Source organism: Achromobacter sp. NFACC18-2 (assembly GCF_900108985.1).
Lineage (GTDB): Bacteria > Pseudomonadota > Gammaproteobacteria > Burkholderiales > Burkholderiaceae_B > Achromobacter.
This window is the reverse complement of the sequence record NZ_FNYM01000021.1, coordinates 84303-99930: the sequence shown is the minus strand read 5'-3', so window position 1 is coordinate 99930 and position 15628 is coordinate 84303. Positions and strand designations below refer to the sequence as shown.

Annotated in this window: 11 protein-coding genes and 1 pseudogene; 8 read left to right on the top strand and 4 right to left on the bottom strand. The window is 66.3% G+C overall.

Annotated features, from left to right (window positions below; translation table 11 throughout):
* Nucleotides 1–10: 10 nt before the first annotated feature.
* From tssA to tssH, 4 genes are read right to left on the bottom strand one after another with little or no spacing between them, the layout of a single operon-like run.
* On the bottom strand, nt 11–1453 hold the full coding sequence (gene tssA / locus BMW75_RS25855; RefSeq protein WP_217646971.1) for a type VI secretion system protein TssA: 1443 nt from the start codon (nt 1451–1453) through the stop codon (nt 11–13).
* Nucleotides 1450–2139: a type VI secretion system-associated protein VasI gene (gene vasI, locus BMW75_RS25850; RefSeq protein ID WP_217646970.1), complete on the bottom strand. Its 690-nt coding sequence runs from the start codon at nt 2137–2139 to the stop codon at nt 1450–1452. Before vasI ends, tssA begins: the two co-directional genes overlap by 4 nt.
* Complete coding sequence (locus tag BMW75_RS25845; RefSeq protein WP_092582416.1) at nt 2136–3707, bottom strand: sigma 54-interacting transcriptional regulator; 1572 nt, start codon at nt 3705–3707, stop codon at nt 2136–2138. Before BMW75_RS25845 ends, vasI begins: the two co-directional genes overlap by 4 nt.
* Nucleotides 3708–3710: 3 nt before the next feature.
* Nucleotides 3711–6317: a type VI secretion system ATPase TssH gene (tssH, locus tag BMW75_RS25840; protein WP_092582415.1), complete on the bottom strand. Its 2607-nt coding sequence runs from the start codon at nt 6315–6317 to the stop codon at nt 3711–3713.
* A 368-nt stretch (nt 6318–6685) separates the two neighbouring features.
* Between tssH and tssB the strand changes: the two genes are divergently transcribed.
* The 8 genes and pseudogenes from tssB to tssK all read left to right on the top strand — a co-directional run bounded on the left by tssB (nt 6686) and on the right by tssK (nt 15628).
* Complete coding sequence (tssB, locus tag BMW75_RS25835; RefSeq protein ID WP_076519162.1) at nt 6686–7192, top strand: type VI secretion system contractile sheath small subunit; 507 nt, start codon at nt 6686–6688, stop codon at nt 7190–7192.
* Between the two features lie 50 nt (nt 7193–7242).
* Nucleotides 7243–8715: a type VI secretion system contractile sheath large subunit gene (tssC, locus tag BMW75_RS25830; protein ID WP_092582414.1), complete on the top strand. Its 1473-nt coding sequence runs from the start codon at nt 7243–7245 to the stop codon at nt 8713–8715.
* A 6-nt stretch (nt 8716–8721) separates the two neighbouring features.
* Nucleotides 8722–9150 carry a type VI secretion system baseplate subunit TssE gene (gene tssE, locus BMW75_RS25825; protein WP_076519160.1) on the top strand — a complete coding sequence of 143 codons (429 nt, stop codon included), beginning with the start codon at nt 8722–8724 and terminating at the stop codon, nt 9148–9150.
* A 26-nt stretch (nt 9151–9176) separates the two neighbouring features.
* On the top strand, nt 9177–10943 hold the full coding sequence (tssF, locus tag BMW75_RS25820) for a type VI secretion system baseplate subunit TssF (RefSeq protein ID WP_092582413.1): 1767 nt from the start codon (nt 9177–9179) through the stop codon (nt 10941–10943).
* The gene (tssG, locus tag BMW75_RS25815) at nt 10907–11926 is read left to right on the top strand and encodes a type VI secretion system baseplate subunit TssG (protein WP_092582412.1); all 1020 of its coding nucleotides are present in this window, start codon (nt 10907–10909) and stop codon (nt 11924–11926) included. Before tssF ends, tssG begins: the two co-directional genes overlap by 37 nt.
* Nucleotides 11923–13287 carry a type VI secretion system-associated FHA domain protein TagH gene (tagH, locus tag BMW75_RS25810; protein ID WP_092582411.1) on the top strand — a complete coding sequence of 455 codons (1365 nt, stop codon included), beginning with the start codon at nt 11923–11925 and terminating at the stop codon, nt 13285–13287. Before tssG ends, tagH begins: the two co-directional genes overlap by 4 nt.
* The gene (tssJ, locus tag BMW75_RS25805; RefSeq protein ID WP_092582410.1) at nt 13284–14294 is read left to right on the top strand and encodes a type VI secretion system lipoprotein TssJ; all 1011 of its coding nucleotides are present in this window, start codon (nt 13284–13286) and stop codon (nt 14292–14294) included. Before tagH ends, tssJ begins: the two co-directional genes overlap by 4 nt.
* Nucleotides 14291–15628: pseudogene (gene tssK / locus BMW75_RS25800) on the top strand (type VI secretion system baseplate subunit TssK). Before tssJ ends, tssK begins: the two are co-directional and overlap by 4 nt.

The window sequence follows — 15628 nt, the reverse complement described above, 5'->3', positions numbered from 1 at the left end:
AAATTCCGCTCTAGCGTTGATCTTCGGCGCCCTGCCGGCCCGCCAGGTGCTGCCCCAGGAGGCCGAACAGCTCGGGCTCCCACAGGCTGGCCGGCATGTCCCGCATGACCCGGTCCACGCCGGCATACAGGTCCTCTGCCAGCCACGTCAGCCCGCGCGCCGCAAGCATGTCCGCCGCGATCACGCGGGCATGCCCGCGCCACCGCGGGGTCGCGTCGTCGCCCTGCATCTCCTGCAGGCGGCGCAACACCACCTCCACGCCCTCGCTCTCCAGCTGTGCCGCCAGCTCCTCGCTCAAGGCCCGGAACTCCAGGGGCGCCTGCCGCCCTTGCCCATCCGCGTCCGCGCCGCTCAGCCATCCCCGCGTCTCGCTGTCGACGAACGCGCGGCCGTCGTTGAACTGCAGGTCGACCAGGATGGGGATGCGGCGCACGAAGCGTTCGGTCGCCAGGCGTATGGCCACCGCGACCTCCTTCATTTCGAGGCGCTGCGCGATGCTGGCCGCCAGAAAGCTGCCGCGGATCCAGTAAGGCGAGGCCACCACGCTTTTCTCCACCCGCTGGAGCAGCGCGGGATTGACGATGTTGGCCGACAGGGCTTCGCGATAGCCTTCGACGATGTCGGCGGGCACGGCCATCAACTCAGTGCGCATCTCCTTGCGCACCGGCGGCGCCGCATGCAGATGGGCCCACAGCGCAAAGCGCCGCAGCTGGTAGCCCGTGGGGTCGTACGCGTCCTGCTGGTTGATGAACTCGGCCACGCTCAGCAGCGAGCGCCGGCTTTCGCGTTCGTCTCCCAGCTTCAGGGCCTCGTCGGGCGCGCTGAAAAACGCTTCACTGATCGCCGGCCCGCCCCGCCGGTCCAGCGTGGCCGGCGGCGGCGCGGGCTCCGGATAGCGAAGCTGTTCCACGCGGCGCGCGAACTGCGCCTCCAACCGCGTCAGCATGGCGACTTCCAGCTTCGCCACGGGGGCTTGCGCCTGCAGCGCATCCAGCGCCTTGCGCGCCGCTTCCTGATGCTCGCGGGCATCGTCCTGCGCCTCCAGGCCGGCCAATGCCGCGCCCAGGCGCTCGACCTGCAATGCCACGAACTTGCGCTTGCCCAGGTAGCCGGTCGGGCCCGGCTTGGGGTGGCCTGTTTCCCAATATCCTTCCACCATGCTGGCCAGCACGCCCGCGGCCTCGGCCCAGCCGCGCCAGGAGCCTGCACGCAGGCGCGCCGCGATCAGATGCCCGGCAACGCGGAAGTGCTTGCATTGCGAAGACAGGTATTGGCGCGATGCCTCATCGACATAGGCCCAATCCATGCGCGGCTCGTGCAGACCACCCAGCTTGACCATCTCGTGGTCGATGCCTTGGAAGGTCTCGTCTTCTTCATCGAAGTAGCCCGCCGGGTCGATCGCATCCAGCGGCGCAGCCAGCTTTTCCAGGTCCAGGGGTGGGTAATCGATCACCAATGACACGCCTCCCGCTGTTGCGCGATCAGGCCGTGCAAGCCGGTCGCATCGAACATCAGTCCATGGACGGCGGCATCGTCGCTTTCGAGCCGCAGCCGTCCGCCCGAGGAAAACTGCCGCAGCAGATCGACGGCCACCAGTCCGCGTCCGGCGTCGATCACATTGCCCGGCTCCATCGCCTGCCAGGTCCGGGGGGCCGACAGGGGCCGGTCATCGATATAGAGCCGGATGCGAATCTGGTTGCGCTCGGACGGCCGGGGCAGGAGCAATTGCAGCCGGGAGATGTTCGCAATGCAGCTGATCGCGAGAAACGCCGACTCGGCAGCGCCATCCAGCGCCGGCGCCGAGATCAGGACCCGGGTCTGCCCGGGCAGCGCGTCTTCGACGCGGGAGATCAGAAACGAAAAGTCCCCGGCCGCGCGCCCCGCTTCGTTCTGCCGGACCAGATCGGCAATCTGCGGGGCGGGCGGCGGAGGGCCGGGCCTTGCCGATGGAGCGGCAGCGGACCCGCCACCGACGGGAATGGGCGACGGCGGCGTGCCTGCGGCGCGGTCGAAACACGCCAGCCGCTCCAGATCGGACACGATCGCGCGGCAATCGTCTCTCGCGGTGCCGGGCGCCGGGCCGGCCTGGCAGCTCGCTGCAGCCAGCATCGAAACAAGTAATGCGGTGGAGAATTTCATGAGTGGGAGTCCTCGCGGTCCAGATTCCACGCCTGGCATCGGCGCGCGAGCGTGCGCTTCGGTATGCCCAGGCTTTGCGCGGCGCGGCTGCGCGAGCCTTCCAGCGCCTGCAGGCGCGCCGTGACGAGCATCCGCTCGAACGTATCGAGGGCGTGCGGCAGGTTGTCGGTTTGAAAGAGGCCGTGCAGGTTGCGGTCCAGGCCATTGGCCGCGCCGCGCTCGGCGCCGCCATCCTGCAGTTGCCGCAGAATCTGGCGGCTGATCGAGACGCCAGGGCCCGCCCGCTCCGCGGCAACCAGCAGCAGGCTGCGCAGCTCACGCACGTTCCCCGGGAAAGCCTGGCCTTCCAGGTACGACAGCGCGTCGGGCGCCAGGCCCCCGACGCGGGTACGCCGCTCGCGGTTGTGCTGCAGGATGATGTGCGCCGCCAGGGGCGCAATGTCATCCGGACGGTCGCGCAGCGCGGGCAGGTGCAGCGTCTGCTGCCGGATTCGGAAGTACAGATCTTCGCGGAAGCGGCCTTCCTGGATCAGTTGCGCCAGCGGCTGGTGGGTCGCGCAGATAAGGCGGAAATCCGATGGGAATTCGCGCGCGCCGCCAAGCGGCCGGTACTTTTTCTCGTTGAGCAGGCGCAGCAAGGCGGCCTGCAGCGCCATCGGCATGTCGCCGATCTCGTCCAGGAACAGCGTGCCCCCGTCCGCTTCGGCCACCAGGCCCGCGCGCGCCTGCGTCGCGCCCGTGTAGGCGCCGCGGACATTGCCGAAGAGCTCCGCCTCGATCAGGTCCTTCGGGATGGCGGCGCAGTTCACCGGCACGAACTTGCCGCCGCGCGGCGACGCCTGATGGATGAGCCAGGCGGCATGGTCCTTGCCGGTGCCGGTTTCCCCCGTCAGCAGCACCGCCAGCGTGGATTCCGCAAAGCGCAGGATGTCTTCCCGCACGCGCTTTGCGTCTGCGCTGACCCCGATGAATTCAGCCGCCAGCAGCCGGGCCGCGCGCAGGCTGCGGCGCTCTTCCTGCGGCTGACGCAGGCTGCGCTGGTAGCGCGCGCTTTCCGATGCGCTCATCTGGTCGTAGAGGCGGGCGGACAGGGCTTCGTAGACCTGCAGGAGCATCTGCCACAGCGGATCGTCGCGCCAGGCGGCGAGGCTGCGCGCGTCGCCGGCCACGGCGAGCACGGACGCCACCTGCTGGCGGCTATCGCGCTGCGGCGAGGTCAGCAGCGCATGGCGTGGCCCCAGGCATTCGGCCAGCCGCTCGAAGCCGGCGCCCACGCCCACCATGCCGGACAGGCGCTCGACGAAACACGGCTGGCCCGTCGTCAGGCTGTAGACCAGCGGATCGTCCAGGGCCTCCATGTCGATTGCGGCAAGCCGTTCAAGCTCGAATGGCGCACAGGCCAGAGGAAGCAGCTTGTCGCCCGCCGCGTCGCGGCTGTAGACGCAGGCGGCGCGCAGGCCGGCCTGGCGCGTCGCGGCGGACAGAAAGGCAAGCGCGAGCCCGTGCGGACTGTCGGCCAGGATCAAGTCCCGCGCAATTGCTGCCACTTCCAGCGCATCCATCGGCATGCCCTAGTCCACGCTCGCCGTGAACGCGCCGGACTGCCACTGCAGCCGCGCGTTGCCGAAGGGCGCGCCGCTGGCCAGGCGCTGCAACACCGCCAGGGACAAGGGCGGCAGCAGCTCGCCGTCGATGCTGGCATCGAGCAGGCGGGCGCCGTTCTCGTGACGGCTGCAGCGGCGGCGCAGCTCGTCGCGCGCTTGCGTGTCGATGTCCAGCACGGCCTCGTATCGCGCGCGGAACTGCTGCTGCAGGCGCAGCAGCCGGCCGTCGACAATCTCGCCCAGCACGGTCTCGTCCAGATACCGGTACGGAATCAGTTGCATGCGGGCGAGCAGCGCGGGCTTGAAGAACGCCAGGAGGCGCTGCCGCAGGGCTTCCTCGGACAGATCCGTCAGCGCGCCATCCTGCTGGTCGAAGCCCAGATTGGACGTCAGGAAAAACAGCACATTCCTGCAATCGATCTGCCGCCCCTCCCCGTCGGCCAGTTCGCCTTTGTCGAAGGCCTGATAAAAGATGTTCAACACTTCGGGATGGGCTTTCTCGACCTCGTCCAGCAGCACCACCGAATACGGCTGCTTGCGAATGGCCTCGGTCAACACGCCGCCTTCGCCATAGCCCACATAGCCGGGCGGCGCGCCGAGCAGGCGGGACACCGTGTGTTTTTCCTGGAACTCCGACATGTTGATGACGGTGAGGAAATTCTTGCCGCCGAACATCGCATCGGCCAGCGCGAGCGCCGTCTCGGTCTTGCCCACCCCGCTGGGTCCCACCAGCAGAAAGGCGCCCAGCGGCGTGCCCGGCCGGCGCAGGTCCGCCATCGCGGTGAGCAGGTGTTTGTGCACGCGCTCGATCGCAATATCCTGCCCCTTGACCCGCTCATGCAGCAGCGCGGGCAGGTGCGCCAGACGCTCCATCTGGCTACGGTTGATGGTTGTGGCCGGGATGCCGGTCCAATCCGCGATCACCTGCGCGATCTGTTCCCGTCCCACGTCGGCGTGCAGCAAGGCGCCGTCGCGCTGCAGTTCCGACAACTGCGCGACCTTGGCCACAAGGTCACCCTCGTCGCCCTCGTCGCCCGCCGTTTCGCCGTCGCCATCGCCATCGCCGTCGCCTTGCCGGCTACGCAGCACCCGAATCTCGTCGACGAGCTGCTTCTGAAGGGTCCAGGACGCGCGCAGCGCCTCGGTCTGACGTTGCACGTCCTGCCCTGCCGTCTGCAGGGCCGCCAGGCGCCCGTTCTGGGCCTTTCGGCCCGCGCGCGCGTCGCGCTGCAATACGGCCGTCTCCGCTTCAATCTGGCGTTGCTGCTGCTCCAGGCGCGCCAGCCGGCGGGGCGGCTCCGCCAACGCGGTGGCGACGCGCGCGCATGCCGTGTCCAGGACGTCGATCGCCTTGTCCGGCAACTGGCGCCCGGACAGATAACGAGCGGAAAGCGCCACCGCCGCCTGCACCGCGTCATCGCTGACGTCCACGCCGTGCGCCTGCTCATAGGTCTGGCGCAGGCCGCGCAGGATGTGGACGGCGCTTTCCTGGCTGGGCTCGTCCAGCTTCACAAGCTGGAAGCGCCGCGCCAACGCGGGGTCTCTTTCAAAGTACTTCTTGTATTCCGACCACGTCGTCGCGGCGATGGTGCGCAGTTCGCCGCGCGCCAGCGCGGGCTTGAGCAGATTGGCGGCATCGCCGCCGCCGGCCGCGTTGCCCGCGCCAATCAGGGTGTGCGCCTCGTCGATGAAAAGAATGATCGGCCGGCTGGATGCCTTGACCTCGTCGATGACCGCCTTCAGACGCTTTTCGAACTCGCCTTTGACGGAAGCGCCGGCCTGCAGGGCGCCCAGGTCCAGCACCCACACCGCCACCTGGCGCAGCGGTTCGGGCACACGCTCCTGGACGATGCGCAGCGCCAGCCCCTCGATGACCGCGCTCTTGCCGACGCCGGCATCGCCGACCACGATGGGATTGTTCTTGCGGCGGCGCGACAGGATATCGATCATGAGGTCGATCTCCGCGTCCCGGCACAGCACCGGATCGATGCGGCCGTCGCGCGCCTGGGCAGTCAGGTCGTGGCCGAACCGGGCAAGCGCGCTGTCGTCGCCGGCGGCGGCCAGCGCCGGCGCCCTGCCGGACGCCGCATCGGCGGGCGCCTCCGAGGAATCGGCCAGCAGCGTGCCGAAGTTCTTGCGCAGCGCTTCGCGGTTGACGTTCTCAAAGAGCGACGCCGCCGCCAGGGGCAGGTAGCGCCCCGGGTTGAGCAGCGCCGCCAGCAGCAGGCTGCCTCCCCGGATATCCGTCAGGCCCAGTTCCAGCGACCCGATCAGCCAGGCTTCCTGTAACAGCTCGATCAACAGCGGGGAGAAGGTCGGGTACTGGTCCGGATTGTCAGCCTGAAACGAAGGGCCGCCCGAGACGGCGCGCCGAACGTCGTCGACATCCAGACCCGCATGCCGCAACAGGAGCCTCACGTCGCCCAGTGGCTGGTCCAACAGCTTTGATACCACCAGGGGGACTGTCACCTCCGTACCGCGCTGGCTGATGCACAGACTGGCCGCTTCCTCCAGCGCCTGCCGGCACGCTGGATTCAAACGCTGAATAACTGCCGGTAAATCAATTCTGATCATGGATTGCACTCATCCGACGTCGTGAGGGTTTTTATTCTTGATATTTCCTGAACCGTCCGGTTAATCAACACTTAATCCCGGCGGTTATAGGAATAACCCGAAATACGCGGCAAGAATATGCGATCAAACACAAGATAAACAAGCATTTATTTTTCGAATTTCTATTATTTTTGGCGCACTCCAATCCCTTTAGGATCGCCCCAATTCGTATTTCCAAATACTGCATTAATAAGCCGATTTTCCGTCCGCAACCCAAAACTGAACGGCGTCCGGCAAGCCTCAAATAATCTCAAAAACTTCCGAAAATCCGCCCTGTTTATTCAGGGCAAACCCCGTTGCTGTTTCCGCGTTATTAACCAGGAATTCACATGGCAAAAAAATCGGCCTCGGTCGCCCCGCAAGAACGGATCAACATCAAGTACGTGCCAGCGACTGGCGATCAGCAAACTGAAATGGAATTGCCGCTGAAGCTGCTCGTCACCGGCGATTTCAAGGGACATGGGGAAGAGGCCGCGCTCGAAGAGCGTCCGCTGGTCCGCGTCGACAAGGACAACTTCGACGAGGTGATGGCGGGTGCGGGGCTGCAGGTCGCAATGCAGGTGCCTTCGCGCCTGGGCGAAGGGCAGGATGAGGACACGCTGAGCGTCGCCCTGCAATTCAAGGGAATCAAGGACTTCTCGCCGGATTCCATTGCCCGCCAGGTGCCGGAACTGAACAAGCTGCTCGAACTGCGGGAAGCGCTGGTGGCGCTCAAAGGACCACTGGGCAACGTACCCGCATTCCGCAAGCAATTGCAGGCCCTGCTCGCCGACGACAAGGCGCGCAGCGCATTGGCCAAGGAACTGGACCTGGTCCTGGATTCGGCGGCTTCCTGAGCCTCCGCCCCTTTTCACTCCCCGCCCCCTCGGTATAAAAGGACAAGCGCATGAAGGCCCAAGCCAGCGTTGCACCGGAAATGAAACAAAGCCAAGGACTGCTCGAGCAGATCATGGCGCAAACCCGAATCGAACCCACCCATGAGGGTTACGCGGTCGCCGAACGCGGCGTCGCGGCATTCATCGGCGAAATTCTCAAGAGCGAAGAACGCGAGCAACAGGTCAACAAGCAGCTCGTCGACCAGATGATCGCCGAGATCGACCGCAAGATCGGCCACCAGATGGATGCGATTCTTCACCAGAAGCCGCTGCAGGAGCTCGAATCCGCGTGGCGCGGCCTGAAGCTTCTGGTCGACCGCACCGATTTTCGCGAGAACATCAAGATCGAAATCCTGCACGTCACGAAAGACGAATTGCTGGATGACTTCGAAAGCTGCGGCGACATCACGCGCAGCGGCCTTTACAAACACGTATACACGGCCGAATACGGGCAGTTCGGCGGCGAGCCGATAGCCGCCATCATGGGCAACTACACGTTCGGTCCGTCCGCGCCCGACATCAAGCTGCTCAGCTACGCGGCCTCAGTCGGCGCGATGTCCCACGCCCCGTTCCTGGCGGCGGCGGGCGCCGAATTCCTGAACCTCAAGAGTTTCCAGGACCTGCCTAACCTGAAAGAGGTCAAGGACATCTTTGAAGGCCCGCGCTTTGCCAAGTGGCGCGGCCTGCGCGAATCCGAAGACGCGCGCTACCTGGGTCTGACCATGCCGCGCTTCCTGCTGCGCCAGCCCTACGATCCCCTCGAAAACCCGACCCGCAGCTTCGTGTACCGCGAAACGATCGACGGCGACCACGAGAATTATCTGTGGGGCAACACGTCGTACCTGCTTGCCAGCCGCATCACCGACAGCTTCGCCAAATACCGCTGGTGCCCGAACATCATCGGTCCGCAGTCGGGCGGCGCCGTCGACGACCTGCCGGTGCACCTCTACGAATCGCTGGGCCAGTTGCAGGCCAAGATTCCCACCGAAGTGCTGGTATCGGACCGCAAGGAATTCGAATTGTCCGAAGAGGGGTTCATTCCCCTGACCATGCGCAAGGACAGCGACAACGCCGCGTTCTTCTCGGCCAATTCGGTGCAAAAGCCCAAACTCTTCCAGAAGACGCCCGAAGGCCAGGCCGCGCAGACCAATTACAAGCTGGGCACGCAACTGCCCTACATGTTCATCATCAACCGCCTGGCCCACTACATCAAGGTGCTGCAGCGCGAGCAGATCGGCAGCTGGAAAGAGCGCCAGGACCTGGAGCGCGAGCTCAACGGATGGCTCAAGCAGTACATCGCCGACCAGGAAAGCCCGTCTTCCGACGTGCGCAGCCGCCGCCCGCTGCGCGCCGCCAAAGTGCAGGTGCAGGATGTCGCGGGCAACCCGGGCTGGTACCAGGTGGCGCTGGCCGTACGGCCGCATTTCAAGTACATGGGCGCCAACTTCGAGTTGTCGCTGGTGGGTCGCCTGGACAAGGAGTAAGGCCGCATGCCCAGGTCATCCGGACAGGGCAGCCTGTTCGAGCGGCTGGAGCCGGACGCGCCGCCGCGGCGCGTCCGGTCCCGCCAGGACGCCGCGGCGGCGCGCATTCGCGCCATCAAGCGGCATCTCGAACTCATCCTCAACAGCCGGCGAGGCTGCTCGATAAGTTCGCCTGGCCTGGGCCTGCTGGACTTCAACGACGCCGCGACCGGAAGCGCCGACCTGTTGCTGCGCATCAGCCAGGACATCCGCCAGTCCGTGGCCGAGTTCGAACCCCGCGTCCGGGTGCTGGCGGTGCATGCGCGCCCGGACGGCGCGCGGCCGCTGGACCTGACCTTCCGCCTGGACTGCCTGGTGCCGCTGGCCAACGCCGAGGAACAGGTGGAGATCGACCTCATCATCCACCGCCCGGACCGATACGCGCGGATCGTATAGCCAACGCCCAAGGAGGCGCATAGAACATGCCGTTGCGGGGAAAATTCCGCGAAGAAATGGATTACCTGCGCCGGCTCGGCCGCGAGTTCGCGCGCGACAATCCACAGCTCTCCCAGTTCCTGGGCGACGAGGCGGCCGATCCCGACGTGGAGCGGCTGCTGGAAGGCTTCGCGTTCCTCACCGCCAAGTTGCGCCTGAAGATCGAGGACGACCTTCCCGAACTGACGCATTCGCTGCTGCAGCTCTTGTGGCCGAATTACCTGCGTCCGTTGCCCAGCGTGACCATCATGCGCTTCGATCCCATCGACCGCGCCATCACGACGCGGCAGGTGATCCCCAAGGGCACGCAGGTCCTGTCCCGGCCCGTGGAGGGCATGCGCTGCGAATTCCGCACCTGCTCGGACGTCACGATCTATCCGCTGCGGATCCAGGACGTCAGCGATGCGCACACGCGCGAAAAGTCCATCGTGCGCGTCGACCTGGCGCCCATGGCGGGCAATGCGCTGGACAGCTTCGACTGCGATCAGCTGGATTTTCACCTGAGCGGAGACGACACGACCGCCCTCACCCTGTACCTGTGGCTGTCGCGCTACCTGGGCGAGATACGGGTCGAGGTCGACGGGCAGACGCGCCGGCTGTCGCCGCGCCAGGTCAGCTTTCCCGGCTTCTGCGCCGATGAAGCATTGCTGCCGTATCCCAAGAATGTCTTCGACGGGTATCGGATTCTGCAGGAATACTTCATCTTTCCGCGCCGCTTCCAATTTTTCAGCCTGACGGGGCTGCGTTCGCTGTGGCCGGCGCAGAGCACCAGCGCCGTCCGGATCGAATTCCATTTCAATCGCCCCATGCCAGCCGACATAAGGCTGCGCAACGGCGACCTGATGCTGTATTGCACGCCGGCCGTGAACCTGTTCGCGCATGACGCCGAACCCATCAACCTGAACGGACGCCTTGCCGAACAGCGGATCGTGCCAGGCGGACAGCGGCCCGACGCCTACGAGATCTTCAGCATCGACGACGTGAGCGGCTGGCATCGCAAGACCGATGGACAACGCGGAAAATTCCTGCGCACCTTTCATCCCTTCGAATCCCTGCAGCACGAGATCGAGCACGCGCAGGGCCGCTCGGCGCTCTACTACCGCACGCGGATCGAGAAGGCGCTGGCCTCGGACGGGGTGCTGCATCGCGTGTCGTTCATCCGCAGCGACGAGACCGACTACATCGACGAGGACGAGACGGTCTCCCTGGCGCTGACGTGCACCAACAAGGATCTTCCGCTGGCCCTGGGCGTAGGCGACATCTGCCTGCAAACCCAGACCACGCCCACGTTTGCGAGCTACAGCAACGTCACGCGCCCGACGCCTTCCTATCGCCCTGTGCTGGACGGGGAACTGCAATGGACGCTCATTTCCAACCTGTCGCTCAATTACCTGTCGCTGCTTTCCACGGAGCCGCTCAAGGCAGTCCTGCGCGGCTACGACTTCGCCGCGCTGCACGACATCCAGCGCGCGCGCGCCACCCGCAAGCGGCTGGACGGAATCGAGGACGCCGTCACCACGCCCACCGACCTGCTGATGAAGGGCCTGCCGATCCGCGGGCTGAAAACCCGCATCAGGCTGGACCCCCAGGCCTTCCTGTGTGAAGGCGACCTGTATCTCTTTGGCACTGTACTCAGCCACTTCCTTGCCCTGTACGCGAGCATCAATTCCTTTCATCTGCTGGAAGCGACCAACACCGGCAACAACGAGCACTACGAATGGCCCCTGCAGACCGGCAAACAACCGTTGATCTAGCCGACCATCTGCTGGCCGACGCGAAGAACTACGACTTCTTCCGCCTGCTCGAGCAACTGCACGGCTTGCACGACGACAATCTGGAGGCGCCCGAGAGCGCGGAACCGGAGCGTCAGCGCGTCCGCCTGAGCAGCTATGCCGGACTGGGCTTTCCCGCTTCGGACGTCTCGCTGGCCGAACGCATGCCCGCCTCGGCCAGCAGCGACTACCGCGTGCAGGCGACGTTCTTCGGCCTGCATGGGCCGGATTCGCCCTTGCCCGGCCACTACCTGGACCGCCTGGCCTACGAGTACGGCCAGGGCGTCGGCATACGGCCTGCATTCCTGGACTTCTTTCACCACCGGCTGCTGACGCTGCTGCACCACGCGTGGCGCAAATACCGGTACTACGTGCGATTCCGACGCGAAGCGCAGGATCGGTTCTCGCGCTATGTCTTTGCCATGGTGGGGCTGGGCGACGTCGAGTTGCGTGGCGTGACGCCCATCGCCTGGAGCCGGTTGCTGAGCTATGCGGGCGCGATTGCGGGCCGCAGCCGCTCCGCGCAAGTCGTCGCGGGCATCATCGCGCACTGCTTTGATTTGAAGACGGTGCATATCCGCGAATTCGAACCCCGGTACATGCACATCACGCCGGGACAGCGGCTCGCGCTGGGCGAACGCAACGGGGTGCTGGGCGACACCTTTGTCATCGGCGGCCGTGTACGCACGCGCTACAGCAAGTTCACCATCGTCATTCCCGACCTCGACCAGCGGCGCTTTCGCGAATTCCTGCCCAGCGGCGAGAACTTCGAGCGTCTGCGCAAGCTGATCGACTTCCTGTTGCGCGACCCCGCCGCCTATGACCTGGACCTGGGCCTGCGTCAGGAAGAAGTGCCGCCGTTCAACCTGGGGCGCGCCAGCGGCGCCCATCTGGGCTGGACGAGCTTTGTCGCGCACACGGTCGTGCGCCGGTCCTCCCACGTCAGAATAAAGGCGCGCCTATGACACCCGCCCCCTCCGAGTGCGGCATCGCGCTCGTCGTCGCCAATCCCCAGGCGCTGCAGCATGGCAGCACGCCCCGGCACCGGTTCGGCATCGCCGGCGGCACCATCGGCAGCCACGGCGCGAGCTGGACGCTGGTCGACAAGGCCGGCCGCGTGCAGCCGGTCCACTGCGAAATCCGCCACAGCGACGGCGCCTTCTGCGTGATCGACCGTTCGGGCCTTACCCATGTCAACGGCGCGCGCGATCCGTTGGGCGCACAGGTCGGCGCACGCCTGAGCGACGGCGACATCCTGCACATCGGCCCCTATCAGGTTGCCGTGCATCTGCACGATGCGCAGCACGCGCTGCCGGACGCGTCCCGCCACCTTGCGCAGTACGAGGTGAGCGAAATCCTCAACGACCAGGGCGGCGGCATGGACGATTTGCCACGGGACCGCTACGTATTCGAGCGGGAAGGCGGCGCGCCTGCGCAGGACGCCGTCTTCCGGGCCCTGGCTGCGCCGCACGATCCGCACGCCGACCTGGACCCCTTGCGCGCCCTGGATGCCGCGGAACAGGCCGCGTCGGCTGCGCCGATGTCGCCCGACGCCGCCGACGCGCTCAAGCCGTACGCGGCCCACGTGCCCACCCAACCGGACCTGGCCTCCACCCGCTATGCCGCGGTCGCCGGCTCGCCCAAGACCCCTACTGGAGATTTCCGCATGCCGCAGTCACGCGAACATTATCTTTCCGACCCGGCCTGGACGGCCGCATCGCCCGAGGCGGCCGGCGATACGCCGCAGGCGGCCGCGGCGCTGCTGCAGGGCATGGGCATTGCGCTCGACGATCTGGATACCCCGGCCAGCCGGGCCCTGCTGCTCGAAGCCGGGCAGGCGCTGGGCGCGGCCATACGCGGCATTGCCGCCCTGTACGGCGCCGGGGGAGACCCGGCGCCGCGCATGGCGATGAACGCGCTGACCCTGCAGCCCATCGAAGACAATCCGCTGCGCCTTGGCCAGAGCTATCCGGACACCCTGCGCGCCATGTTCTCCAGCAAGCGCAGCGTCGTGCATCTGTCGCCCATGGCCGCGGTCGAAGAAAGCATGACGCAACTGAAGCTGCACCAGGCAGCGGTGGTCAAGGGCATAGAGTCCGGGCTGGAAGCCCTGCTGCACGCCTTCTCGCCCGAGCACCTGCTGCAGCGTTTTCGCCGCTATCGTACCGATCAGCCGGCGCAGGGCGACGACGCCGATTGGGCGTGGCGGATGTATGCCCATTACTACGATGAACTCAGCTCGGCGCGCCAACGCGGGTTCGAAAAGCTTTTCTGGGAAATCTTTGCGCAGGCCTATGACCGCGCACTGCGCGCGGAGGCCCAATGAGGCGCCTGGTTCCCCTCGGGCTGGCGTGCAGCCTGCTGGCCGGGTGCGGCTCGGTGGGCGAGGTCCTGACCAAGACCGGGCAGATCCTGATGGACCCATCGATCCCGGTGGGCGCGCCCGACGATCAGCCCAGCCAGATCGGCCTGAGCCTGTTTGCCGCCGAAGACGTCAACCCCAACCCCGAAAGCGCCCCCGCGCCGCAGCCGATCGACTCGCCCGCTGCCGCCGCGCTCGCGCGCGACAGCGGCGAGGGCCCTTTCGAGGTCAATCTCAAATCAGGCAGCCGGCGCGAGCTGATCGCCGGCCTGCGCGGCCTGCTGGACGAGCTGGAAGACACCGCGCCCGCGTCGCAGCCGCTCAGCCGCGTCGATCGGGGATCGTCTCGCATCTCGCAGCCCCAGGCCGCCGCGGCCCCCGCGCCGCTGCCCGAGGCGCTCGCCGCGTCACCTCACTACCTGCCCAACCGCCGGTTCGGCGCCGGGCCGGCGCTGGCGAACCAGGGCGTGACGCGCGCGCCGTTGCCGCTGGCGCTCGAGAGCGGGGACGAGGCCGATGCGGACGCGCAGGGCCTGGAGCGCGGTCTGGGCCAGTACAGCCAGGGCACGAGCCACGCATTCACGGAGCCGGCCGCGCCGGCGCGCAGCATGGCCACGCCCATCGCCTTCAAGGTGCTGCAGCTCAAGGACGATTCGCTCCTGCTGAACGCGGACCCGCTGCTGCTGGCGCGGGACTTGAAGAAAGCGCTGGGCACCACGTTCGTGACCGAGGACGACTATGTCCTGCAGCCAGGACAGTTCAAGTACATCGATTTCGCGCGCATCCAGGAGGACACGCGCTACGTCGCCATCGTGGCCGACTTCCATGAACAAAATGGCGCCGTGTGGAAGCAGGCCTTCCGGATCGAGCCCAAAGGGCGCAAATACGCCCTGCTGCTGACCCTGCGCGGCACGCGCGTCGCCATTACCGACGAAAGCCGCCGCCCCTCGCCTTCGAGTCCCCAACCATGACATCACGCAATCCCGTTATCTGGAGCGAGGGGCTTTTCGTCAAGCCCCAGCATTTCCAGCAGCACGCCCGCGTCGCCGAGCATCACGTCAACCAGCGCGTGAACGGCGTCAGCGAGCACCTCTATGGCTTCAGCGAGCTGGAGCTCAACCAGGAGTACCTGAGCTTCGGCAAGATCGCGATCGTGCGCGCGCGCGGCGTCATGCCGGACGGCAGCGTGTTCGACATCCCCAACGATCAGCCGCCGCCCGTGCCCCTGCCCATCACCGACGCGTCGGCCGTCAACCAGACGGTGTACCTGACCCTGCCGCTGCGCTCCGACGGCGTGCTGGAGGTGCAATGGCCCGACACCTACGCCAATGCCCGCTACGTGACGCGCAGCGAAGAGGTCCGCGACACGCACAGCTAGGAAGGCGACTACGTGCCCATGAACCTGGCCGCGTTGAACCTGCAATTGGCGCTGGAGCGCGACGACCGCAGCGCGTTTACCGGCATTGCCCTGTGCCGCCTGCTGGACCGGCGGCCCGACGGCAGCCTGCTGCTGGACGAGACTTTCTATCCCACCGGCATTTCGCTGAACGCGATTCCTCCGCTCAAGCGCTATCTCGGGGAAATTGCCGGGTTGATGCGAGAGCGCGCGAAGAACATCGCCGAGCGCATCGGCTCGCCCGGCCAGGCCGGCGTGGCCGATGTGACCGACTTCAATCTGCTGCTGGTGCTCAACCGCCTGCACCCCTTGTTCCTGCACCTGTCCCGGCTGAGGCGCGTCCACCCGGAACAGCTTTACATCGCGTTCAGCCAGGCCTGCGGCGAGCTGGTCACGTTTACCGACGAAGGCCGCCTGCCCCAGGAGTATCCGGCCTACCAGCACGACGACCCGCGCGCTTCGTTCCGCGTGCTCGAAGAGACGCTGCGCCGCGCGCTGAGCACCGTGCTGCAGCCCCGCGCCGTATCGCTGCCCATCGAGCGCCAGCAATACGGCGTGCTGACCGCGGCGGTGCACGACCGGCGCCTGTATGCCGAGGCCGATTTCATCCTGGCCGTGCGTGCGCGCATGCCGCTGGACAAACTGCGGCAGCAGTTCGTGCAGCAGGCGAAGGTGACATCGATGGAAAGGCTGGGCGAACTGGTCAGCCTGCAGCTTCCCGGCATCCCCCTCTTGCCCCTGCCCGTCGCGCCCCGGCATCTGCCCTTTCATGCCGGATTCACGTACTTCCAGTTCGACCGCAGCCACCCGAGCTGGCAGATGATGCGCGAGACCGCCGGCTTTGGTTTCCACATTGCGGGGGACTATCCCGAGATGGAATTGCAGTTCTGGGCAATCAGGAGCCAATGA

What these genes read in the sequence shown, in the direction of transcription:
- vasI (WP_217646970.1), bottom strand. Translation starts at nt 2,139, where the DNA reads ATGAAATTCTCCACCGCATTACTTGTTTCGATGCTGGCTGCAGCGAGC.
- BMW75_RS25845 (WP_092582416.1), bottom strand. Translation starts at nt 3,707, where the DNA reads ATGCCGATGGATGCGCTGGAAGTGGCAGCAATTGCGCGGGACTTGATC.
- tssH (WP_092582415.1), bottom strand. Translation starts at nt 6,317, where the DNA reads ATGATCAGAATTGATTTACCGGCAGTTATTCAGCGTTTGAATCCAGCG.
- tssB (WP_076519162.1), top strand. Translation starts at nt 6,686, where the DNA reads ATGGCAAAAAAATCGGCCTCGGTCGCCCCGCAAGAACGGATCAACATC.
- tssC (WP_092582414.1), top strand. Translation starts at nt 7,243, where the DNA reads ATGAAGGCCCAAGCCAGCGTTGCACCGGAAATGAAACAAAGCCAAGGA.
- tssE (WP_076519160.1), top strand. Translation starts at nt 8,722, where the DNA reads ATGCCCAGGTCATCCGGACAGGGCAGCCTGTTCGAGCGGCTGGAGCCG.
- tssF (WP_092582413.1), top strand. Translation starts at nt 9,177, where the DNA reads ATGCCGTTGCGGGGAAAATTCCGCGAAGAAATGGATTACCTGCGCCGG.
- tssG (WP_092582412.1), top strand. Translation starts at nt 10,907, where the DNA reads ATGGCCCCTGCAGACCGGCAAACAACCGTTGATCTAGCCGACCATCTG.
- tagH (WP_092582411.1), top strand. Translation starts at nt 11,923, where the DNA reads ATGACACCCGCCCCCTCCGAGTGCGGCATCGCGCTCGTCGTCGCCAAT.
- tssJ (WP_092582410.1), top strand. Translation starts at nt 13,284, where the DNA reads ATGAGGCGCCTGGTTCCCCTCGGGCTGGCGTGCAGCCTGCTGGCCGGG.